The organism is Pyxidicoccus caerfyrddinensis, from assembly GCF_010894405.1.
Taxonomy (GTDB): domain Bacteria; phylum Myxococcota; class Myxococcia; order Myxococcales; family Myxococcaceae; genus Myxococcus; species Myxococcus caerfyrddinensis.
In genome coordinates this window covers 210,295-230,774 of the sequence record NZ_JAAIYA010000006.1, presented here as the reverse complement: position 1 = coordinate 230,774, position 20,480 = coordinate 210,295, and the positions used below count along the sequence as shown (strand labels likewise).

The 20,480-nt window shown below is 71.4% G+C and carries 16 protein-coding genes; 10 read left to right on the top strand and 6 right to left on the bottom strand.

Going from position 1 to position 20,480, the window contains the following annotated elements:
• Positions 1 to 33 precede the first annotated feature (33 nt).
• The 10 genes from G4D86_RS16315 to G4D86_RS16270 all read left to right on the top strand — a co-directional run bounded on the left by G4D86_RS16315 (position 34) and on the right by G4D86_RS16270 (position 14,596).
• A complete protein-coding gene (locus G4D86_RS16315; RefSeq protein WP_163994666.1) occupies positions 34 to 2,061 on the top strand; it encodes a leucine-rich repeat domain-containing protein in 2,028 nt (675 codons plus the stop codon).
• 32 nt (positions 2,062 to 2,093) lie between these two features.
• Positions 2,094 to 4,121: a DUF7151 family protein gene (locus G4D86_RS16310; RefSeq protein WP_163994663.1), complete on the top strand. Its 2,028-nt coding sequence runs from the start codon at positions 2,094 to 2,096 to the stop codon at positions 4,119 to 4,121.
• A 40-nt stretch (positions 4,122 to 4,161) separates the two neighbouring features.
• Positions 4,162 to 6,192 carry a DUF7151 family protein gene (locus G4D86_RS16305; protein WP_163994660.1) on the top strand — a complete coding sequence of 677 codons (2,031 nt, stop codon included), beginning with the start codon at positions 4,162 to 4,164 and terminating at the stop codon, positions 6,190 to 6,192.
• A gap of 163 nt (positions 6,193 to 6,355) precedes the next feature.
• Positions 6,356 to 7,978 carry a DUF6311 domain-containing protein gene (locus tag G4D86_RS16300; protein WP_240360283.1) on the top strand — a complete coding sequence of 541 codons (1,623 nt, stop codon included), beginning with the start codon at positions 6,356 to 6,358 and terminating at the stop codon, positions 7,976 to 7,978.
• A 95-nt stretch (positions 7,979 to 8,073) separates the two neighbouring features.
• Positions 8,074 to 9,462 (top strand): ATP-binding protein, encoded by a 1,389-nt coding sequence (locus G4D86_RS16295; protein ID WP_163994653.1) that lies wholly within the window; start codon positions 8,074 to 8,076, stop codon positions 9,460 to 9,462.
• Between the two features lie 235 nt (positions 9,463 to 9,697).
• Positions 9,698 to 10,195 carry a hypothetical protein gene (locus G4D86_RS16290; protein WP_163994652.1) on the top strand — a complete coding sequence of 166 codons (498 nt, stop codon included), beginning with the start codon at positions 9,698 to 9,700 and terminating at the stop codon, positions 10,193 to 10,195.
• A 31-nt stretch (positions 10,196 to 10,226) separates the two neighbouring features.
• The gene (locus tag G4D86_RS16285; RefSeq protein ID WP_240360282.1) at positions 10,227 to 11,237 is read left to right on the top strand and encodes a Gfo/Idh/MocA family protein; all 1,011 of its coding nucleotides are present in this window, start codon (positions 10,227 to 10,229) and stop codon (positions 11,235 to 11,237) included.
• A 130-nt stretch (positions 11,238 to 11,367) separates the two neighbouring features.
• Complete coding sequence (locus tag G4D86_RS16280; RefSeq protein WP_240360281.1) at positions 11,368 to 12,147, top strand: VOC family protein; 780 nt, start codon at positions 11,368 to 11,370, stop codon at positions 12,145 to 12,147.
• Between the two features lie 194 nt (positions 12,148 to 12,341).
• Positions 12,342 to 13,907: an AAA family ATPase gene (locus G4D86_RS16275; protein WP_163994650.1), complete on the top strand. Its 1,566-nt coding sequence runs from the start codon at positions 12,342 to 12,344 to the stop codon at positions 13,905 to 13,907.
• Complete coding sequence (locus G4D86_RS16270; RefSeq protein ID WP_163994648.1) at positions 13,904 to 14,596, top strand: hypothetical protein; 693 nt, start codon at positions 13,904 to 13,906, stop codon at positions 14,594 to 14,596. The genes G4D86_RS16275 and G4D86_RS16270 overlap by 4 nt, the downstream gene beginning before the upstream one ends.
• A gap of 4 nt (positions 14,597 to 14,600) precedes the next feature.
• On the opposite strand, the gene larC is transcribed toward G4D86_RS16270, so the two are convergent.
• The 6 genes from larC to G4D86_RS16240 all read right to left on the bottom strand — a co-directional run bounded on the left by larC (position 14,601) and on the right by G4D86_RS16240 (position 20,456).
• Complete coding sequence (gene larC / locus G4D86_RS16265) at positions 14,601 to 15,773, bottom strand: nickel pincer cofactor biosynthesis protein LarC (protein WP_163994646.1); 1,173 nt, start codon at positions 15,771 to 15,773, stop codon at positions 14,601 to 14,603.
• 1 nt (position 15,774) lies between these two features.
• The gene (gene larB / locus G4D86_RS16260) at positions 15,775 to 16,527 is read right to left on the bottom strand and encodes a nickel pincer cofactor biosynthesis protein LarB (protein ID WP_163994644.1); all 753 of its coding nucleotides are present in this window, start codon (positions 16,525 to 16,527) and stop codon (positions 15,775 to 15,777) included.
• Between the two features lie 24 nt (positions 16,528 to 16,551).
• Entirely contained in the window at positions 16,552 to 17,157 is a 606-nt protein-coding gene (locus G4D86_RS16255) for a chemotaxis protein CheC (RefSeq protein WP_163994641.1), read from the bottom strand.
• Complete coding sequence (locus tag G4D86_RS16250; RefSeq protein WP_163994639.1) at positions 17,154 to 19,544, bottom strand: chemotaxis protein CheA; 2,391 nt, start codon at positions 19,542 to 19,544, stop codon at positions 17,154 to 17,156. The genes G4D86_RS16255 and G4D86_RS16250 overlap by 4 nt, the downstream gene beginning before the upstream one ends.
• Positions 19,545 to 19,594: 50 nt before the next feature.
• A complete protein-coding gene (locus tag G4D86_RS16245; RefSeq protein ID WP_011556618.1) occupies positions 19,595 to 19,963 on the bottom strand; it encodes a response regulator in 369 nt (122 codons plus the stop codon).
• A gap of 70 nt (positions 19,964 to 20,033) precedes the next feature.
• The gene (locus G4D86_RS16240; protein WP_163994636.1) at positions 20,034 to 20,456 is read right to left on the bottom strand and encodes a chemotaxis protein CheW; all 423 of its coding nucleotides are present in this window, start codon (positions 20,454 to 20,456) and stop codon (positions 20,034 to 20,036) included.
• Positions 20,457 to 20,480: the final 24 nt, after the last annotated feature.

Here is a 20,480-nt window from a genome sequence, read left to right as displayed (position 1 = left end):
GGCAGCGCGAGGCGGCCCATGAGAAGCGTAGCCATGAGATGGACCTGGATGGTGGTGCTCGCGCTGTCGGCGGGTTGTGACGGCATCGACCTGGAGCGGCTCGTGCGGCAGCACGCTCCGCTCACCCGCATCACCGAGGAGCCAGCGGGCCCCCACTGCGAGCACGGCGGCAGCGCGGTGCTCACGGGCCTGGACCTGGACGACGACGGCGTGCTGGCCGACGACGAGGTGAAGAGCACCACGTACGACTGTGATGACGCTCCCCCGAGCGCGCTGACGCGCACGCGCGAGGAGCCGGCGGGCACGCACTGCCTGAATGGCGGCCGGGCGGTGGAGACGGGCCTGGACGTGGACGGCAACGGCACGCTCGAAGACGCCGAAGTCACGGTCACCGAGTACCTCTGCGCCACGGCCATTCCGCGCGTGCTGATGCGCGCCCAGGCCGTGCCTCCCGGGGAGCGGTGCGCCCTGGGCGGACAGGTGTCGCGCGCCGGCTACGACGCCAACGACAACCGCGAGCTGGAGGACGCCGAAGTCTCGAGCGAGGTGTATGGCTGCACGGAGCCGGACACCGTCGTCACCCGCGCGAGCCAGGCTCCCTCGCGGCTGTCACCCTGCTTCCCCGAGGGCTCATTGGTGGAGGCGGGCGTGGACCTGGACCGCGACGGCGTGCTCGACGACGACGAGCGCCGGGCCTCGGTCATCGCCTGTACGGAGATCCCGCAGCTCCGCGTCCGGCAGCGCCCGGAGCCCATCGGCGCCGCGTGCGCCGCCGGGGGGATTCGCGTGGAGGTCGGCGCGGACGACGACGGCGACGGGACGTTCGAGGACCAGGAGGTGGGCGCCAGCACGGCCGTGTGCCATCCCGCGCGCACGTTCGACGGCACCTTCGAGGTGAAGAGCGCGGCGGACGTCGCGGCGCTCCAGGGCATCGGCCGCGTCCGGGGCTCCCTCCGCATCAACAGCTCTGTCGTCAACGAGGTGGTGCTCCCCGGTCTCCAGTCCGTGGAGGGCCAGCTCGTCATCACCGACAACGGCTCGCTGACCCGCATGGAGCTGACCGGCCTGCGCTTCGTGGCGCAGGACCTGCTCATCATCAACAACTCGGCGCTGGAGACGCTCAAGCTCGGAAACCAGATGGGCTCGGGCAGCCGGCTCTGGGTTGCGGGCGACCTGAACGTGGAGAGCAATGCCAGCCTCCCCACGCTGTTCGGGCTGAGGAGCATCGTCCCCGGTGGCAACATCACCCTCTCTGACAACGACGCCATGGTGACGTCGGGGTCCTTCGATGAGCTCCATGAGCTCAAGGGTTCCATCCTCGTCGGCGACAACGACGCGCTGATGAGCCTGCCCTTCGCCAGCCTGTGGCGGGTGGGTGGCAGCTTCACCATCACCTCCAACAAGGTGCTGCCCACCCTGACGTGCGCTTCGCTGATGACCATCGGCGACAGGCTCGACATCTCCCGAAACGCCGCGCTGACCGACCTGAGCGGCATGCCGGCCCTCGAGTCCGTCACCGGCGGCCTGACGGTGGTGGAGAACGACGGCCTGCTCTCCACGGCGGGGATGGAGACGCTGTCCTCGGTGGGGTTGCTCCACGTGGCCCGCAACCCCCTGCTGGAGACGGTGGCCGCGTTCCCCATGCTGAGGTTCGCGAGCCACCTCAGCATCAGTGAGAACGCGAAGCTCACCTCCCTGGGCACCTTCAAGTTTCGCAGCCTGGACACCCTGTTCGTCGGCCACAACCCGCTGCTGACGCACCTGAAGGGCCTGGAGCAACTGGAGTCATTGCGCGTGCTGGGCGTGGAGTTCAGCAGCGGCCTGACGACCCTGGCCGACCTGGGCCACCTGCGCTCGCTGGAGCAGCTGACGCTCGTCGACAACCTCAACCTCACCCGGCTGGACCTGACCGGCCTGCAGCGCGTGGACATGTTCTTCACCATCGTGGACAACCCGAAGCTGCCCACGTGCCTGGCCACCGCGCTCGCGACGCTTGCGTACAAGGGCGGCGGGGGCGCGCCGCAAATCGCCGGCAACGACTCCACGGCCACCTGCGACTGAGCGGCTGCCCCGGGCGCCGAGGAGAAACACCGATGCGATGGACCTGGACGGCAGTGCTCGCGTTGGCGGCCGGCTGCAACGGCATCCAGCTGGACGACGTCGTGAAGCAGCACGCGGCGCGCACCCGCGTGGCCGCGGAGCCTCCCGGCGTCCACTGCGCGCACGGCGGCAGCGCGGTGCTGTCCGGCCTGGACCTGAACGACAACGACGTGCTCGACCTCGGCGAGGTGACGAGCACCCAGTACGCCTGCGCCACGGCGCTGACGCGCCAGGCGGCGGAGCCTGCCGGGGCGCATTGTCCTCTGGGCGGGCAGGCGGTCCAGACGGGCGTGGACGTGGACGCCGACGGCGCGCTCGACGACGCCGAAGTCACGGCCACCGAGTACCTCTGCGCCACCGCCGTCCCGGCCGTACTGGTGCGCACGCAGGAAGTGCGGCCCGGGGACAAGTGCCCGCATGGCGGCCAGCTGTCGCGCGCCGGGCACGACACCAACGGCAACGGCGAGCTGGAGGACGGCGAAGTCACGCGCGAGGTGTACGGCTGCACACAGCCGGAGACGGTGCTCGCCCGCGTGCGCGGCTTCGAGCCGCAGCCTTTCGTCTGCGTCGGCACGATGACGTCGGTGGAGGCTGGGCCGGACTCGAACCGGGATGGCGAGCTGGACGACGGGGAGAGCCGGGCCCGGGTGGACCTCTGCGTGGACGTCGACCGGGTGGTCGTGAAGCTGCTCCCGGAGCCCGTGGGCGCGCGGTGCCCCGCCGGCGGCACGCGGGTGCAGGCGGGCGAGGACGCGAATCAGGACGGCGAGCTGGGCGAGGCGGAGGCCACCTCGGAGACCTTCGTGTGCCAGCCGCTGCACACGTACTTCGGGGACTACTCGGTGAAAACCGCGGCGGACCTCGCGGCGCTCCAGGGCATCTCCCACATCAAGGGCCACCTCGCCATCCTGGGCACCGCGCTGACCGAGGTGGTCCTCCCGGGCCTGTCGGTGGTGGAGGGGCGGGTGACCATCGACGGCAACAACCTCCTGACACGCCTGGAGCTGCCGGGCCTGCGCTTCGTGGACTACGACCTGCAGGTGTCCTCGCACCCGGTGCTGGAGACGCTGGTACTCGGCGGCGCCTGGGGTGAGCGGCTGTGGGTGGAGACGGTCTTGACCCTCCGCTCCAACACGCAGCTCAAGAGCATGGCCGGGCTGCACTTCGTGGTCCCGCATGCGGTGGCCCTGGAGGACAACGACGCGCTGGACTTCGTCGAGTTCCAGGAGCCGGGCTTCGAAAACATCGTGTCGCTCCCGGGCGGCCTCGTCGTCTCGGACAACGCCTCGCTGCACGCGCTTCCCTTCCCCAACCTGCGGCAGGTGGGCGGCAACGTGCATATCAGCGGCAATGGCGGCCTGCGGTCCCTGTCGGGGACGAACCTGGCCCTCATCGGCTCGGGCCTGTCGGTCATCGACAACGACCTGCTCGAAGACCTGTCGGGGATGTCCTCCCTGCAGACCATCGCCGGCTGGTTCAACCTCGGCGCCAACGACTCGATGCGCACCACCGAGGGCATGTGGGCGCTCAAACAGATGCAGGGGTTCGTCGTCCGCTTGAGTCCCCAGCTGGAGTGGGTGGGTGACATGCCCGCCCTGCGGTCCGTCGACTTCCAGTTCGACATCCGGGAGAACCCGAAGCTGCTCGGCCTGCGCAACCTGGGCGGCCTCCTGTACATCTCCCAGCTGACGCTCGCCGACAACCCGCTGCTGACCGAGCTGTCGCCGCTCTCGCGGACGACGCGCCTGGAGGTCCTGACGGTGCAGCGCAGCCCCGCGCTGACGAGCCTGGGGGCCCTGGCGGACCTGCGCGAGGTGATGGAACTGAACCTGACGGAGAACGCGAACCTGACCCGGCTCGGCCTGGATGCGCTGCAGACGGTGTCGCAGGAGTTCACCGTCACCGACAACGCGAAGCTGCCCACGTGCCTGGTCACCGCGCTCGCGGAAGGGGTCTACACGGGCACTCCGGCGCGGCGGCACATCACCCACAACGACGACACGGCCACCTGCGGCAACTGACGGTGGGAAGGGCCGCGCGCCCTGGGGGAGGACCTGGACGATGCGCTCGACATGGCTGGTGGTGCTCGCGCTGGTGGCGGGCTGTGACGGCATCGACCTGGGGGAAATCGTCCCCTCGCACGCGGCCCGCACGCGCATCACCCCGGAGCCTCCGGGCGCGCACTGCCCGCAGGGCGGCCAGACGGTGCACTCCGGCCTGGACCTCGACGACGACGGCGTGCTCGACGACGGCGAGGTGACGGCCACCGAGTACGCCTGCACCACGGTGCTCGCGTACAGCCAGCAGGAGCCGGAAGGCCTCCACTGCGAGCACGGCGGGCGGGCGGTGCGCACCGGTCCGGACACGGACGCGGACGGGCAGCTCGACGACGGCGAGGTGACGGCCACCGAGTACGTCTGCGCCACGGCCATCCCGGACGTGCTGGTGCGCACGCGGCAGGTGCCACCCGGGGAGAAGTGCCCGAATGGCGGCCAGGTCTCCCACGCCGGGCGAGACGTGGACGGGAATGGGCTGTTGGACGACGTGGAGATTTCCCGCGAGGTGTACGGCTGCATGGAGCCGGCGCCAGTGCTCGCGCGGGTACTCGCGCTGGCGCAGCCCCCGCCCGGGTGCGAGCAGACCGGCGCGCTCCTCGAGGCGGGCGTGGACGTGGACGAGGATGGGGTGTTCGACGACGCGGAGGCGCGGACCTCCGTGCGCATGTGCATGGCGCCCGAAGCGGTGCTCCTGCTCCTGCGGCCCGAGCCCGCGGGCACGCGGTGCCCCACGGGAGGCACCTCGGTGGGGGCCGGCCTGGACCTGACCGGGGACGCGAAGCTGTCTGCCAACGAGGTGCTCGTCACCGCGTACGTGTGCCAGCCCACCGCCACCTACGAGGGGACGTACCAGGTGCGGGACGCCGCGGACCTCGCGGCGCTCCAGGCCATCTCCCACATCCGGGGCGGGCTCGATATCAACGGCACGGACCTCTCGCAGGTGGTGCTGCCCGGGCTCGTCTCGGTGGAGGGTTCCCTGAGCATCTCCGGGAACCCGGCACTGACCCGGGTGGAGCTGATGGGCCTGCGCTCCGTGAGCGAGGCCGTTGTCATCACCAGCAACGACAGTCTCGACGTGCTCACCCTCGGCCCGCCCGGTCCCATTCCGGAGCACGTGCTGCGGATTGGCACCGACCTGAAGCTGGAGCTCAACGCCCAGTTGGGGACGCTGTTCGGGCTGTCGGCCGTGTCCCCGCGCCGGGACCTCAAGGTGTCGCGGAACACGCGGCTCGCGGGCGGGCCGGCGCTGCCATACGTCCAGGAGCTGTCCGGCTCCTTCACCTTCCAGGAGAACTCGGCCATGAAGTCGTTGCTGACCTTCGGCAATCTCCAGAAGGTGGAGGGCGATGTGAGCATCTACAACAACTGGACGCTCAGCTCGCTCGCGGGGCTGGAGCAGCTGAAGACCGTCGGTGGGCACTTCCGCATCGAAGCCAACGACGCCCTGGAGAGCGTTGCGGCGCTGTCGAAGCTGGAGCGCGTCGTCGGCAGCCTCCAGGTGGCCAGCAACCGCAGCCTGCGCGTGCTGGAGCTGAGCCGGCTCGAGCACGCCGGTTACATGTCCGTGGAGGGGAACTACGGGCTGGAGACGGTGGGGCCGATGCCGTTGCTGGAGTCGGTGGACACCATGCTCACCCTCACCTTCAACCCGAAGCTGGTGGAGGTGTCGGGCGCCCCCAGCCTCCGCAACGTGGGCAACGTGCTCAACCTCGCCGACAACCCGCTGCTGACGGACCTCTCCGGCTTCAGCCAGCTGGTGAGCCTGAGGTACCTCTGGGTGGTGCGCAACGGCGCCCTGACGAGCCTGACGCAGCTGCGCGCCCTGCGCGAGCTGAATGGGCTGGTCGTACAGGAGAACCCCGAGCTCGTCCGGCTGGACCTGGACGGGCTGGTCCAGGTGTCCGGGCACTTCAACGTCACGGACAACCCGAAGCTCCCGGGGTGCCTCGCCACGTCGCTCGCGACGGGCGTCTACACCGGCCCGGCCACCGAGTTCGCCATCGAGCGCAACGCCGACACGGCCTGCGGCCCGTAGGCCCGCACGGCGCTTGCCCGTGCCGGAAGCACGGCCCTACAGTGCCGTCCGTGCCAAGGCCGCCATGCCGAACCCGAGTCCGCCGGCGTTGATGGAGCCCTCCCCGCCGGCGCTCGCGCCGCCTTCACCCGTCCCCACTCGCACGAGCCGCTGGGCACCCTGGGTGGCCGCCCTCGCAGGGCTGGGCTGGTTCCTGTGGCTGGGCGGCGGCAACGTGCTGCCGCCCACGCGCATCGACTGGATGATGCGCGAGGACTGGGCGGGCCACATCTTCGGCTGGCTCTTCTACCGCAACGCCCCGTGGGGCCTGCCGCTGTCGTCCTCGCCCAACCAGCTCTACCCCTACGGCACCTCCGTGGCGCTCACGGACGGCAACCCGCTGGTGGCGGTGCTGCTCAAGCCCTTCAGCGCCCTGCTGCCCGCGGACTTCCAGTACACCGGCGCGTGGCTGGGGCTGTGCTTCGTGCTGATGGGGTACTTCGGCGCGCGGCTGGTGGCGGTGGTGTCGCCGCGCCCCGTACACCAGGTGCTGGGCGGCGCGCTGCTGGCCCTGGCCCCGCCCATGGCGGCGCGCTTCGGCCACCCCACGCTGTGCGCGCACTGGCTGCTGGTGGCCATGCTGTGGCTGCACCTGCGCGACACGCCGGATGCCCACGCCGCGAGGAAGGCCCTGGCCCTGGCCGCGCTGTTCAACGCCGTGGGCGCGGGCACGCACCCGTACCTGGTGGCCATGCTCGCGCCGCTCGCGGTGGCGCTGGCGGTGCGGCTCGCGCTCGGCCGGGTGCTGGGGTGGGGCGCGGCGGTGGCGGCCGCGGTGGGCTTCCTCGTGCTGGACGTGGGCGTCTTCGCCCTCTTCGGCTACTTCGGCGGCAGCGGGCTGGGCGCGGAGGGCTTCGGTGACTTCTCCGCGGACCTGGCCACGCTGTTCAACCCCATGGGCTGGTCGAAGCTCTTGCCCTCGCTGAACGCGGCGCCGAGACAGGGCGAGGGCTTCGGCTACCTCGGGGCCGGCGCGCTGCTGTTGCTCGCCCTGTCCCTGCTCGCCACCGTGTTCCGCTTCTCCGCGCTGCGCGGCGTGCCCTGGCGCCGCGGCGTGCCGGTGGCGGTGACGGTGCTGCTGATGGCCGTCTACGCGCTGTCCTGGCGCGTGACGTGGACGGGGCGGCAGGTGGCGGACCTGGGCGCGCTGTACGCGCCGCTCTCGCGGCTGACGTCGGCGTTCCGCTCGTCGGGGCGCTTCGTGTGGCCGCTGAGCTACCTGCTGGTGGCCTGCGCGGTGCTGCTGTGGCTGCGGCTGTGGCGGGCACGGCCCTGGGTGGGCACGGCGGCGCTGGTGCTGGCCGTCGCGGTGCAGGCGTATGACTGGCGCGCGGAGCGCAGCCCGCTGCACCGGCCCGGCAGCTTCCGCCGCCTCCAGGCCCCCGAGTGGGCGGAATTGCGCGGCGCCTACCAGCACCTCGCGCTCTTCCCGCCCCACGTCCAGTGGGTATGCCGCTATGAAGAGCCACTGGTGAACGCGCTCGGCTACACGGCCTATCGACTGGGACTGACCTTCAACAGCGGCTACGCGTCACGCACGCCGCCGGAGCTGGCGCGGGAGTGCCAGGCGCGGCTGCCCCCCGGGGGCGTGGACGCGGACACGGCCTACGTGGTCGCGCCCGAGGCGCTCGGGGCCTTCCTCCAGCAGGGTGCCCGCTGCGGCGTGCTGGAGGGGCTGCCGGTGTGCGTGGCGGGGCAGCGGACGGACGCCTTCGCACGGGCGCTGGAGCGCCAACCGCTGCGATAGTCACCGGGCGACCGGGCGCTCCTCCCGCCGTCCGGACACGGCCGGTGGTCAGGAAAGATGGACACCCTCTCAGGGAAAGGCAGCATCGGAGACGTATGGGAAGCGAGGACATCGTCACAGCGCTGCGCCGGGTGTCGCTGTTCTCCCGGCTCACCGACGAGCAACTCCGGTGGATTGCCGACCACGGCCGGCAGCTCCACTTCGCGGCGGGCTCGCGCATCGCCGCGCAGGGAGACCCGGCCGACGGGCTGTCCGTCATCCTGGAGGGCAGCACCGAGTGGACGCGCCGCGTGGGCGCACAGGAGGTGCACGCCGCGACGCTGGAGGCGGGCGACCTCTTCGGCGAGCTCATCCTCTTCCTGAACTCGCCCCACCCCACCACCGGCCGCGCGGTGACGGACGTGCGCCTGTTCCGCCTGGAGCCCGCCACCTTCTGGGAATTGCTGCGCGTGGCGCCGGTGCTCATGCGCGGGCTGATGGAGCTGGCCTCGCAGCGCTCGCAGCCCCACGAGACGGGCTCCCGGCAGCAGTCGGAGCTGCTGTCCGCCGGGCAGCTGGCGGCGGGGGTGGCGGGAGAGCTGGACAACCCCGCTTCGTCGTCGCGGCGGAGCGCGGCGCGCCTGCGCGAGACGCTGAAGGCCGTGTCGGCGCGGGCCATGGCGCTCGGCGAGCACGGGCTGTCCCCGGCGCAGCGCGGGGCCTTGCTCGCCCTGCCCCGCGAGGCGGCCGAGCGGGGCAGGACGTCCCCGCTGCTGGAGCCCGTGGCGCGGGCGGAGCGCGAGGAGGCGCTGGGCAGCTGGCTGGAGGCGCGCGGCGTGGCGGAGGCGTGGGAGGCGGCGCCCGTGCTGGTGGCCTCCGGGCTGGACGTGGCGTGGCTGGAGTCGGTGTCGAGGCGCGTGGGCGAGGGGCTGCTGGGTGACGTGCTCGCGTGGCTGGTGGCCGCGGTGACGTGCGACGTGCTGCTGGCCGAGGTGGAGCGCGGCACGGCGCGCGTGTCCACGCTGGTGGAGGCGATGAAGGCCTACAGCTTCCTGGACCCGATGCCGGCGCAGGAAGTGGACCTGCACGAGGGCCTGGAGCGCACGCTGTCCGTGCTGGGCCACCGCCTGGCCGACGGCCGCGTCACCGTGGAGCGCCAGTATGAGCGGAGCCTGCCGCGGCTGAAGGCGGAGGACGGCGCGCTCGAGGAGGTGTGGACGCAATTGGTGCTCAACGCGCTGCAGGCGCTGGGCGAGCGCGGCGGCCGCGTGCGGCTGCGCACATGGGCCGAGAGTGGGCGCGCGGTGGTGGAGGTGTCGGACGACGGGCCGGGCATTCCGAAGGACTTGATGCCGCGCATCTTCGAGCCCTTCTTCAGCACGAAGCCGCACGCGGCGGGCCTGGGCCTGGACGTCTGCCGCCGCGTCATCGAGCGGCATGGCGGAGACCTCCGCGTCCTGTCCGAGCCCGGCGGCACCCGCGTCCAGGTGCGCCTCCCGGTGTAGAGGGAAACCCGGGAGAGGTGTCCGGATGTCAGCCGGCGCACGGGTGCGGCATCCAACCGGTGACGGATGCGGCGTGCCAGCGGGGCCGGAGCGTCACCCGCTTCACGGACGGCCCGGGGGTGGATGGTCCGCGGCGCGCTGGAGGCGTGGACTCCCCGCGCGCCCCTGTGTCGCGCGGGCCCGCGTGTACACTGGTGGAGTCGCGGCGTCCGCTTCATCGCGGAAGGAGGCTCGCATGTCCGGTGAGATTCAGGGCGCCTGGTTCAAGGCCATCCTCGGCTCGATGACGGCTGCGTCCTCGCGCTTCCCGCAGCACCAGCAGCGCATCAACAGCATGCGCGACGACACCTGGTACGCGTGGGAGGACTACGTCCGGATGACGGGCGAATTGCAGGCGGCGCTGGGGGACAGGGCGGTGGAGGCGATTGCGCAGCGCTCGGCGATGCGCACGCTGCCGCTGGCGCGCTCCCTGGGCTTCGACTCGGTGGAGAAGGTGTTCGGCAACTTCGACGCGCTCCTGCACGCCATGGTGAGGGACCTGCCGGCGGCGGACTCCACGCGCACCGTGTCCTTCACGCCCGTGGCGGCGGAATTGGAGACGCAGTCGCGCCTGCCCACCTCGCTCCTCGTGGGCACCTTCCGGGGCCTGCTCATGGGCTTCGGGAAGATTGTCACGGAGGTCAAGGTGACGACCCGCGGCGGTACCCGGCGCTTCTCGCTGCGCTGGATGTGACGCGGGCGCCTGCTCTGGCAGGCTCGCGTTCATGGTGCGCATCGGCGTCATCGGAACGAAGTGGGGCCTCATGCACGTGGGCGCCTTCCGCGCGGCGGGCGCGGAGGTGACGGCCCTCTGCGGGCAGGGTCCGGACAACACGCGCGCGGTGGCGGCGCGAGAGGGCATCCCCCTGGCCACCACGGACGTGCGCGACTTGTGCGCCGCCGTGGACGCGGTGGTGGTGGCCTCTCCCGACGCGGCCCACCGCACCCACGTGGAGCTGGCGCTGAGCGCGGGCCGTCCCGTCCTGTGCGAGAAGCCGCTGACCCGCACCGCGGAGGAGGCACGTGCCCTGCTCGCCCATGCGCGCTCCGCCATGAGCCCCGTCGCGGTGAACTTCCCCTACCGCATGCTGCCCTCGCTGCGCGCACTGAAGGCGTGGCTCACGGAGCGGCCGGTGCGCCATCTCGCGCTCACGCTGCGCAACGGCTTCGCCGTGGATGAAGGCGACAGCACCGGGCCCCTGCTCGGCGCTTCCGGTGACTGGGGCGGCATGTCCCATGTCATCGACGCGGCGCTGTGGCTCGCGGGCGCCGTCCCTGTCTGGGTGCAGGCGTCACTGTCCGGTCGTCCCGTCCACACCGCCGCGCTGCACGTGGGGCTGTCCTCCGGTGCTGTGCTGGTGCTCACCCACGCCGCGTGTCCGGAGCCGGGCATTCATGGCGGCTGGACGCTGCTCGGGCGAGGCTGGGAGGCCGGCTTCTCGGGCGGCTACGTCCCCTCGCGAGAAGGCTGGTGCGTGTCTCCGGTGCGCGGCTTCGAGCACGGCACGTGGAGGGACATCGCTCCGGGCCTGGAGCCGCGTCCCGGCGAGCGGGAGCCGTGGGCCCAGGCGCACGTGGAGGGCGCGCGAAGGTTCCTCGCGCTGCTGCGAGGCGAGCCACGGGATGGGCTGGCCACGCTGGAGGACGGTGCCACCGTGCAGGAGGTGCTCGCGGCGGCCATGGTGTCCGAGGAGACAGGTCGGCGAGTCCACCTGGAATCGCGCCCGGGGGCATGAACGCCGTCCAGCGCCGCCAACCATCCAGCACTCGCGACACAGACGCATCGCGCACCGCGTGAAGAAGGGGCTTGGTAGTTTCCGCGCGCCCGAAGTCGCCGGGCACCTTCCCTTTCCCGAGGAGCGCACAATGCCCGTGGTGGACAAGCACAACGTAGGAACCCCCACCTGGATGGACCTGATGACGACGGACCTGGAGAAGGCCCGCGCTTTCTACGGTGCGCTCTTCGGATGGAAGTTCCTCATCGGCCCGAAGGAGACGGGCTACTACACGATGTGCCAGCTCGACGGCCGCAACGTCGCCGGCATGGGCCAGCGTCCGGCGGACGCGCCCTTCCCTCCCGCGTGGAGCCTCTACTTCGAGGTGGACGACATCGACGCGTATGCCTCGCGCGTGCGCAAGCACGGTGGCCACGTGGGCATGGGCCCCATGGACGTCATGGAGGAGGGGCGGCTCGCGTTCTGCTCGGACCCCACGGGCGCGCACTTCGGGATGTGGCAGTCGAAGAAGCACCAGGGCGCGAAGCTGGTGGGCGAGCCCGGCAGCATGGCGTGGCACGAGGTGAACACGCGCGACGCCGCCCGCGCGCGTGACTTCTACGCCGCCGTCTTCGGCCTGGAGCCGAAGAAGATGGAGGGCATGGAGTACTGGACGCTGCACAAGGGCCCGCAGACCGTGGGCGGCGTGTTCCAGATGGACAGCAAGTGGCCCTCGGGCGTGCCCGCGCACTGGATGAACTACTTCGCCGTGACGGACACGGACGCGGCGGTGAAGAAAGTCACGGAGATGGGCGGCAAGGTGCACGTCCCGCCCATGGACACGCCCTACGGCCGCATGGCGACCGTCACGGACCCGGCCGGCGCGGCCTTCACCGTCATCAAGCTGTCGCCGCTCGCGCAGAACATGTAGTCCTCGGCAGACTCCAGGAGCCGGCGGGCGCCACAGGGTGGCCTCGCCGGCCCGGGCTTCCCCGCCTGTCCTGCACCCGGCCGCTTTCGCCCGCGCCCCCGCCTGCTTATGCGGACGGGCGGGCACCTTGCGTCGCGCCCCCATTCGTTGCGTGATGGCCCCCTGACGTAGCGCACCGCGACCGCGAGCCGACATTGTCGTCCACCCCCTCCGACCCTGCCCGCGCAGCCCGTCTCGCCGAGCCCTGGCTCGAGGAGCTCGACATCCTCGTGCGGGCCCGCTACCCGCTGCTCTACCTCGTGTCCTGGGAAGAGCACCGCGTGGACGCCATCCTCACGGAGCTGGCGCGCGCGCACGGCAAGGCGCTCTTCACCTGGTCCATCACCAAGGGTCTGCGCAGCGTGGGCACCTCACGCACCGCACCCCTGCCCGAGGACACGCGCAACCCCGTGGACGCGCTGGCCGCCATCGAGAAGCTGGGCGAGCCCGCGCTGGTGGTGCTCAAGGACTTCCACCCCTACCTGGAGGAGAAGGGCGTGGTGCGGGCGCTGCGGGAGCTGGCCCACTTCCTCAAGAGCACCTTCACCACCGTCATCCTCCTGTCCCCCGCGCTCAACATCCCCATCGAGCTGGAGAAGGAGGTCTCCGTCGTCGACGTGCCCCTGCCCGGGTACAACGATTTGCTGCGGCTGCTGAAGGAAATCGTCGCGCTGGTGCGCAGGAGCAACACGGCCACCATCGAGCTGTCGCGCGAGCATGCCGACCAGCTCATCAAGGCCGCGCTCGGGCTGACGCTGTCGGAGGCGGAGAACGCCTTCGCCAAGGCCATCGCCGCGGACGGGAAGCTGGGCCCGGAGGACATCAAGCGCATCCAGGACGAGAAGCGGCAGGTGATTCGCAAGAGCGGCCTGCTGGAGTACTACCCGCCCGAGGAGAGCCTGGGGAACGTGGGCGGGCTGACGAACCTCAAGGCCTGGCTGAGCCAGCGCACCGCCGCCTTCGGAGAGCGCGCCCGCCAGTTCGGCCTGCCCGAGCCCCGGGGCCTGCTGCTGCTGGGCGTGCAGGGCTGCGGCAAGAGCCTCACCGCGAAGGCCGTCTCCGCGCACTGGAACCTGCCGTTGCTGCGGCTGGACATGGGGCGCATCTTCAGCGGACTGATTGGCTCGTCCGAGGAGAACCTGCGCAAGGCCATCCGCGTGGCGGAGAGCGTGGCGCCGGTGGTGCTGTGGGTGGACGAAATCGAGAAGGGCCTGTCGGGCGTGGCCTCCTCCGGCACGGGGGACAGCGGCGTGTCGGCGCGCGTGTTCGGCACGCTGCTCACCTGGCTGCAGGAGAAGACGGCGCCCGTCTTCGTGGTGGCCACCGCCAACCGCATCGACGGCCTGCCGCCGGAGGTGCTCCGCAAGGGGCGCTTCGACGAAATCTTCTTCATCGACCTGCCGGAGCAGGCCGAGCGCCAGGACATCTTCCGCATCCACCTGCACCGCAGGAAGCGCGAGCCCGCGGCGTTCGGCCTGGAGGAGCTGGCCACGCTCACCGACGGCTTCAGCGGCGCGGAGATAGAACAGGTGGTCATCGCCGGCCTGTACGAGGCCTTCGCCGAGGGGAAGGAGCTCGCCCAGCCGCACCTGGTGCGCGTCATCCAGGACACCTTTCCTCTCTCCGTGACGATGGGTGACGAGATTGGCCGGCTGCGCGAGTGGGCCCGGGGCCGCACCCGCCCGGCCTCGAGCAGCGCGCCGCCCGGGGGCCCGAAGTGACGTCCAAGCTCTCCCGCTTCCTCCACCTGGAGCGCGCGCGCGTCGAGCGCCCCGAGTCGGAGACGTCCTCCCAGCTCCAGAGCGGCAACCGCTTCGAGTCCATGGAGGAGCGCAAGGAGCACCAGGAGGCCGGCGTCCCCGACGCACACCTGGAGCGCTTCAGGGCCCAGGAGCCCATCGCCCTCGCGGACGCGCCCGAAGAGGACGCACGGCGCTTCCCCCGCTGCATGCTGTGCGAGTCCGAGAATGGCCGCTTCGCCAAGACGTGCCGCATGTGCGGCGCGGACCTGGGCACGCCTCAGCAGCTCGAGTTCAACGAGCGGCTCTGGCAGGAGCGGCGCAAGGAGCTGACGCGCACGCGCGCGGACGAAGCCGAGGCACTGCGCCAGTTCGAGGCCCAGCGGCGACAGAACGACGCGGAGCAGCTCGCCCGCCAGCTGGCGCAACTGCGCGCGGAGGAGGGGATGCACCCCTGGGTGCGCGCCTTCTCCCAGCACTCGACCTTGGGCACCGCCCTGCTGTCGCTCATCCCCCACCCGCTCATCCGGTGGCTGACCTTCGCCGGAGCCGTGGGCCTGTCGGTGGGGCTGTGGCGCTACGGGCACGGACGGGCGCAGTGGGTGGGGGGCGGCCTGTCCCTGCTGCTGCTCCTGCTCTTCATTCCCCCCAAGTCCCGCGGCCTGCGCTGAGCCTTCAGCCCGCGCGGCCGAGCGCCGCCACCGCCGCGGCCATCACCTGCTTCACGGGCACGCCCGCGGCCTCGGCCACCTTGCGGCAGTCCTCGAACTCCGGGTGCGCATTCAGCACGGCGCCGCCGCGCAGCCCGCGCTTCACGCGGACCGTCCCCCACGGCGTCTCCACCTCCACCCAGTCGCGCTCCAGCGCCTGGCGCTCCACGCGGTGGTAGCGCACACCCAGCGTGGTGGACTCGCGCAGCACGGTGTCCACCACCTCCTCGCGCCTGCCGCCCTCCACCACCGCGCTCAGCAGGTGCCCGGGCCGGCTCTTCTTCATCACCACCGGCGCCACCCACGCGTCCAGCGCGCCCACCGTGAGCAGCTTCTCCACCAGGTAGCCCAGGAGCTGCGGCGTGGAGTCGTCCAGGTTGGCCTCCACCACCCACAGCCCCTCCGTGCGCGCCTCCTCCATGCGCCCCAGCGAGGCGCGCAGCACGTTGGGCCTGTCCTTGAAGTCCTTCGTCCCCACGCCGTAGCCCACCTTCTCCACGATGAAGTCCGGAGGGTGGCCGATGTGCGCGAGCACCTTGAGCAGCGCCGCGCCGGTGGGCGTCGTCAATTCGCCCACGCCCTCGAAGCGCACGGGCACGTCGCGCAGCAGCTCCAGCGTGGCGGGCACGGGGATGGGCATGTTGCCGTGGGCCACGCGGATGGTGCCGCTGCCCAGCGGAGGCGGCGCCGCGTACACCTCCGGGTTGCCCAAGAGCTCCAGCACCACCGCCGCGCCGCAGATGTCGACGATGGAGTCCACCGCCCCCACCTCGTGGAAGTGGATGTCGTCGATGGACACGCCGTGCACCTTCGCCTCGGCCTCGCCGATGGCGCGGAACACCGCCAGCGCGCGCTCCTTCGCGCGGGCCGGCAGCGTGGGCGCGGCTTCAATCAGCTTGCGGATGTCCGCATAGGCCCGGTGCGGGTGCGCCTCACGCGCGTCCAGCACCACGTCCAGGTGCGTGCCGCTGATGGCGTGGCGCACCGCGCGCTGCACCGCCAGCTTCCACCCCGGCACGCTCAGCCCGCTCAGCGCGTGCTCGATGTCGGCGGGAGCAAGCCCCAGGTCCACACCGGCCGCGAGGAACATGTCCCCGGCGATGCCGCCCACCGGCTCCAGGTAGAGAACGCGCCGCATGTCACCGCCGTCCCTTCGTGCGGGAAATCAGCGCCGCGTAGAAGCCGCCGCCGAAGCCGTTGTCGATATTCACAGTGGCCACGTTGGCGGCGCACGAGTTCACCATGGCCAGCAGCGCGGACACGCCCCCGAAGTTGGCGCCGTAGCCCACGGACGTGGGCACCGCCACCACGGGGATGCCCACCAGCCCGCCCAGCGCGCTGCCCAGGGCGCCCTCCATGCCCGCCACGACGACGGCGGCGTGGCACTCCTGGATTTCCTCCCGCCGCCGCAGCAGCCGGTGGATGCCCGCCACGCCCACGTCGTAGACGCGCCGCACCTCCGCGCCCATGGCCTCGGCGGTGATGGCCGCCTCCTCCGCCACGGGGATGTCGCTGGTGCCGGCCGTCACCACCGCCACCTTCCCCGCGCGCACCTTGCCCTGCTTGAGGTGGAAGATGCGCGCCACCGAGTGGTACACGCCCTTGGGGAAGCGGGCCACCAGCGCCTCCGCCTTGTCCGGCTGCAGCCGCGTCACCAGCACCGTCTGCTTGCGCTCCACCAGCGCGCCGACGATGCCCAGCAGCTGCTCCACCGTCTTCGGCTCGCCCAGCACCACCTCCGGGAAGCCGAAGCGCAGGTTGCGGTGCGTGTCGAGCGTCGCGTAGCCCAGCTCGGCGAAGGGCAAATCCTTCAGCTTGCCGACGGCGTCATCCACCGACACGCGGCCCGACTTGACGCTCCCGAGGAGCTGCTTCAGCGCCTTCTCGTCCATGGCGCCCGTCTACCGCGAAACGGGCTACTCGCCCAGTAGACGCGCCAGCAGGTCGTCGGCGCTCCGGCGCTCCAGCAGCAGCAACAGCTGTCCACCCACCGGCGCCACCGAGGCCGCCTGGAAGCGGGCCTCCAGCACCACCATGTCGCTGGCGTCCACCTTGTGAGCCACCAACGCCTCCAGGGCCTCGCGCGCGCCGCAGCGGTGCAGCTCCGGCACCGTGGGCATCAGCTTCCAGCCCGTCAGCCGTCCCAGGGCGGAAAGGCAGGCGCTCGCCGCGATGTTGGCGACCTCGGCCATCACGCTGTCGCGCTCGGCCGGCTCCGCGTCATGCCCGCCCAGCAGCATCGACTCCAGCGCGCTCGCGTCCGCGCGGGGCAGCACGAGCAGCAAATCCCCGTTCAGCTCATCCCCCTGGATGCCGAGCGACGCCGACACCACCGGGGCGTTTCCGTCCAGCAGCGACGCGGCACCCATCGCGCCGCCCGTCAGCAGCACGCGGGGGATGGAGAGGTCCACCTTCCGCCCGCCCATCAGCCGGGAGAGCGCATTGGCCGCGTGGCCGCAGCCGATGTTGGCCACCTCGCGCAGGGTGTCCACCCGCGGGTCGTTTTGAAGGGGGAGGCTCACGCGGACAGTAACCTCGGCACGTCCAGGATGAACACCGGCCGGCCACTTCCGAGGATGGTGATGCCAGACAGCCCGGGCAGCAAGTCGAGCGGCCGGGACAGTGGCTTGAGCACCACCTCTTCCTGGCCCAGCAGCCGGTCCACCGCCAGCGCCACGCGCCCGGAGTCCGCGTCCATCACCACGAAGGGTCTCGCCCCCTGCCGCGCCGGTGCGGGGACGCCCAGCAGCGTGTCCAGCGAGTGCACGGGCAAGAGCGAGTTGCCATGGGGCAGGAGCGCCGTCTCGCGGCTGCGGCTGAGCAGGTCGCCGTCCGCCTCCGTCGCCCCCACCACCTTGGCGATGGGCAGGCCGAAGACCTCCTCACCCACCTCCACCAGCAGCAGGTGCACCACCGCCACCGTCAGCGGCAGGCGCAGCGTGAAGCGGGTGCCGCGGCCCTTCTCGCTGTCGATTTCCAGCGTGCCGCCGACGTTCTCCACCACGCGCTTCACCGCGTCCATGCCCACGCCGCGGCCGGAGATGTCGGTGATGTCCTTGGCGGTGGAGACGCCCGGCAGGCACGACAGCAGGAAGGCCTCGCGGTCCGTCAGGCGCGCCGCGTTCTCCACGGAGAGCAGCCCCTTGGCCACCGCCGAGGTCTTCAGCTTCGCCGGGTCCATGCCGCGGCCGTCGTCCTCCAGCTCGATGATGACCCGGTCCCTGGCGCGCTTCACCGCCACCAGCACGCGCCCGCGCGGCCCCTTCTTCGCGGCGATGCGCTCCTCGGGGGACTCCAGCCCGTGGTCGATGCAGTTGCGCAGCAGGTGCATCAGCGGGTCGGCGAGCTCGTCGAGGATGGCCCGGTCCAGCTCGATTTCCGCGCCGGTGATGACCAGGTCGACCTCGCGCTCCTTGCGGCGGGCGATGTCGCGCGCGGCGCGGGGCAGCCGGTCGGTGATGAGCGACAGCGGCGTCATGCGCGCCGTCATCACCTTGTCGTGCAGGTCCTTCACCAGCGTGTGCAGCCGGTAGACGCCCTCCTCCAGCGCGGGGCGGGTGTTCTCCGGCAGCACCTTGCTCACCTCGCGCAGGCGGGCCGTGGCGAGCATCAGCTCGCCCACCGTGTCGAGGAAGTAGTCGAGCAGCTCCGTGCGCACGCGCACCGTGCGCGACGAGGAGTCATTGGCGGGGCGGTTGCCCTCGGCCGTCGGCAGCGGGGTCACCACCGGGGCGGGCGCGGCCACCGCCGGCTTCACCGAGATGACCTCCACCTCGGCCACGTTCTTCAGCGACGCGTGGATGCCGGCATCGCCCGCCGCCGTCTCCAGCTCCAGCTGGATGTAGCCGTCGGGAATGCGGCCGGCCTTCAGCTCCTCCAGCGCGGGCCGCAGGTCCACCAGCGAGCCCAGGTTGGTGAGCCGCTTGTGCACCAGGAACGCGCGCACGCCGGGCACCTGGCAGGTGGGGGCGATTCGCAACCGCACCGCCCAGCGCTGCGACGCGACGCGCGCGTCCGGCACGGCGGGCGGGGTCGCCACGGGCAGCGCGCCCGCGGACGCCTTCAGCCCGTCACCCAGGTCCGTCGTGGCCGGAGCCACCAGCCCCATCGCCGCCGCGACGGCGGCCACCGCACTCGAAGCGGCGTCCACCCCGGGCGCGCCAGCCGTGGAACCGGCCGTGTCCGGGGAAGGCACCACTGGCGCGAGCAGATCCGGCGGCAGGTCCAGGCCCGCCACCACCACGGAGGCGCCCGCCATTCCCACCACGGAACGGGGGGCGGACGAAGCGCCGGAAGCCTCCGGGGAGCCCTCGACAGAGGTCTTCGCACCGCCAACCTGGGTCGTCGCGCCTCCGACACCGCCGGAGGAGTCCGTACCCGTCGAGGGAGCCGGGGGAGCCGGGGGAGCCGCGCCACCGGTCCGTGCCGGAACCGAGACGACGCTGCCGTCCGAGTCCTCGGAAGAACCCCCGGCCGGCTTCAGCGCGGTGACCCTGGCGACGCGGGTGGCGGCCAGGGCCTGGCCCGTCATGGCGGTGACGCGATTGCCGAGCTGCGTCAGCAGCGCCGAGGCATCCTCGGGCGGCGTGTTCTCCGCCACGGCCCGCACCTGCGCGAGCATGGTGTCCGCGGCGGTGAGGAGCAGGTCCACCACGTCCCGGTCCAGGCGGCCGCGGTCCTGCCGGACGGCGTCCACCAGGTCCTCCACGCGGTGCGCGAGGATGGCGATGGACTCGAAGCCCATGGACGACGCCATGCCCTTGACCGAGTGCGCATGGCGGAACATGGAGTCCACCACGCCGGCGCTGCTCTCGCGCTCCAACTGCACGAGGTCGCGCCCCAGCGCTTCCAGGTGGTCGGTGGCCTCGGAGATGAAGAGGCCGAGGTAGCGGGACATGTCCATGGTCATGGCCCGGCCTCGTCAGGACGAAGGGAACGGCCGCCGTGGGGCGAGTCCGCTCACGTCTCTCCCAGTACCTTCTTCACCACCGCGAGCACGTCCTCGGCGCGGAACGGCTTGACGATGAAGTCGGACGCACCCGCCTCGATGGCCTCCATCACCAGGCTCTCCTGACCGAGCGCCGAGCACATGATGACCACGGCGCTGCTGTCGGCCTTGATGATTTCCCGCGTCGCCTCGATGCCGCTCTTGAACGGCATCACGATGTCCATCGTGGTGAGGTCGGGCTTGAGCTCCTTGTACTTCTCGACAGCTTCCAGCCCGTTGGCGGCCTCGCCGACGACCTCGAAACCTCCAGACGCAAAGATGTCCTTGATCATGTTGCGCATGAAGATGGCGTCGTCGACGACCAGGACCCGCTTAGCCATGTGAAGAACTCCGCCTCCGAATCACCTAGAGGAGCGCGGACACTAGCACCCGCGCTTTCCAGGGGGCTACTCACTTGGAATGGGTGAACAAGGCAACCACCGCGGCATCCAGCCCCTCGGGGTCCAGGACGGTTACCCCCAGACCACCCAGCCGGGCGACTCCCCGGACGGCCGGCGTCAACTTCCCGGGCGCCGCGCTGACCCTCTCCACCGCCTCGATACCGTCTACATCCGTCACCAGCAGGCCCAAATCGCGGCGCCCGCGGTCCAGCAGCACCACCCGTGCCGAGGGCGTGGGCCCCTCTGGCAGGCTCAGGAGCTGCCGCAATTCCACCACCGTCACCACCCTGCCGCGAAGGTTCATCACCCCGGTAATCGCCGGAGGCGCGCGGGGGACCCGGGTGAAGCGCTCCGGAGGCACGACGACCTCTCGCACCGCCGACAGCGGCAGTCCGTAGCGCTCCTTCTCCACCCGGAAGATGACGTGCCGCACAGAGGTAACGTTCTATCAGCTTTG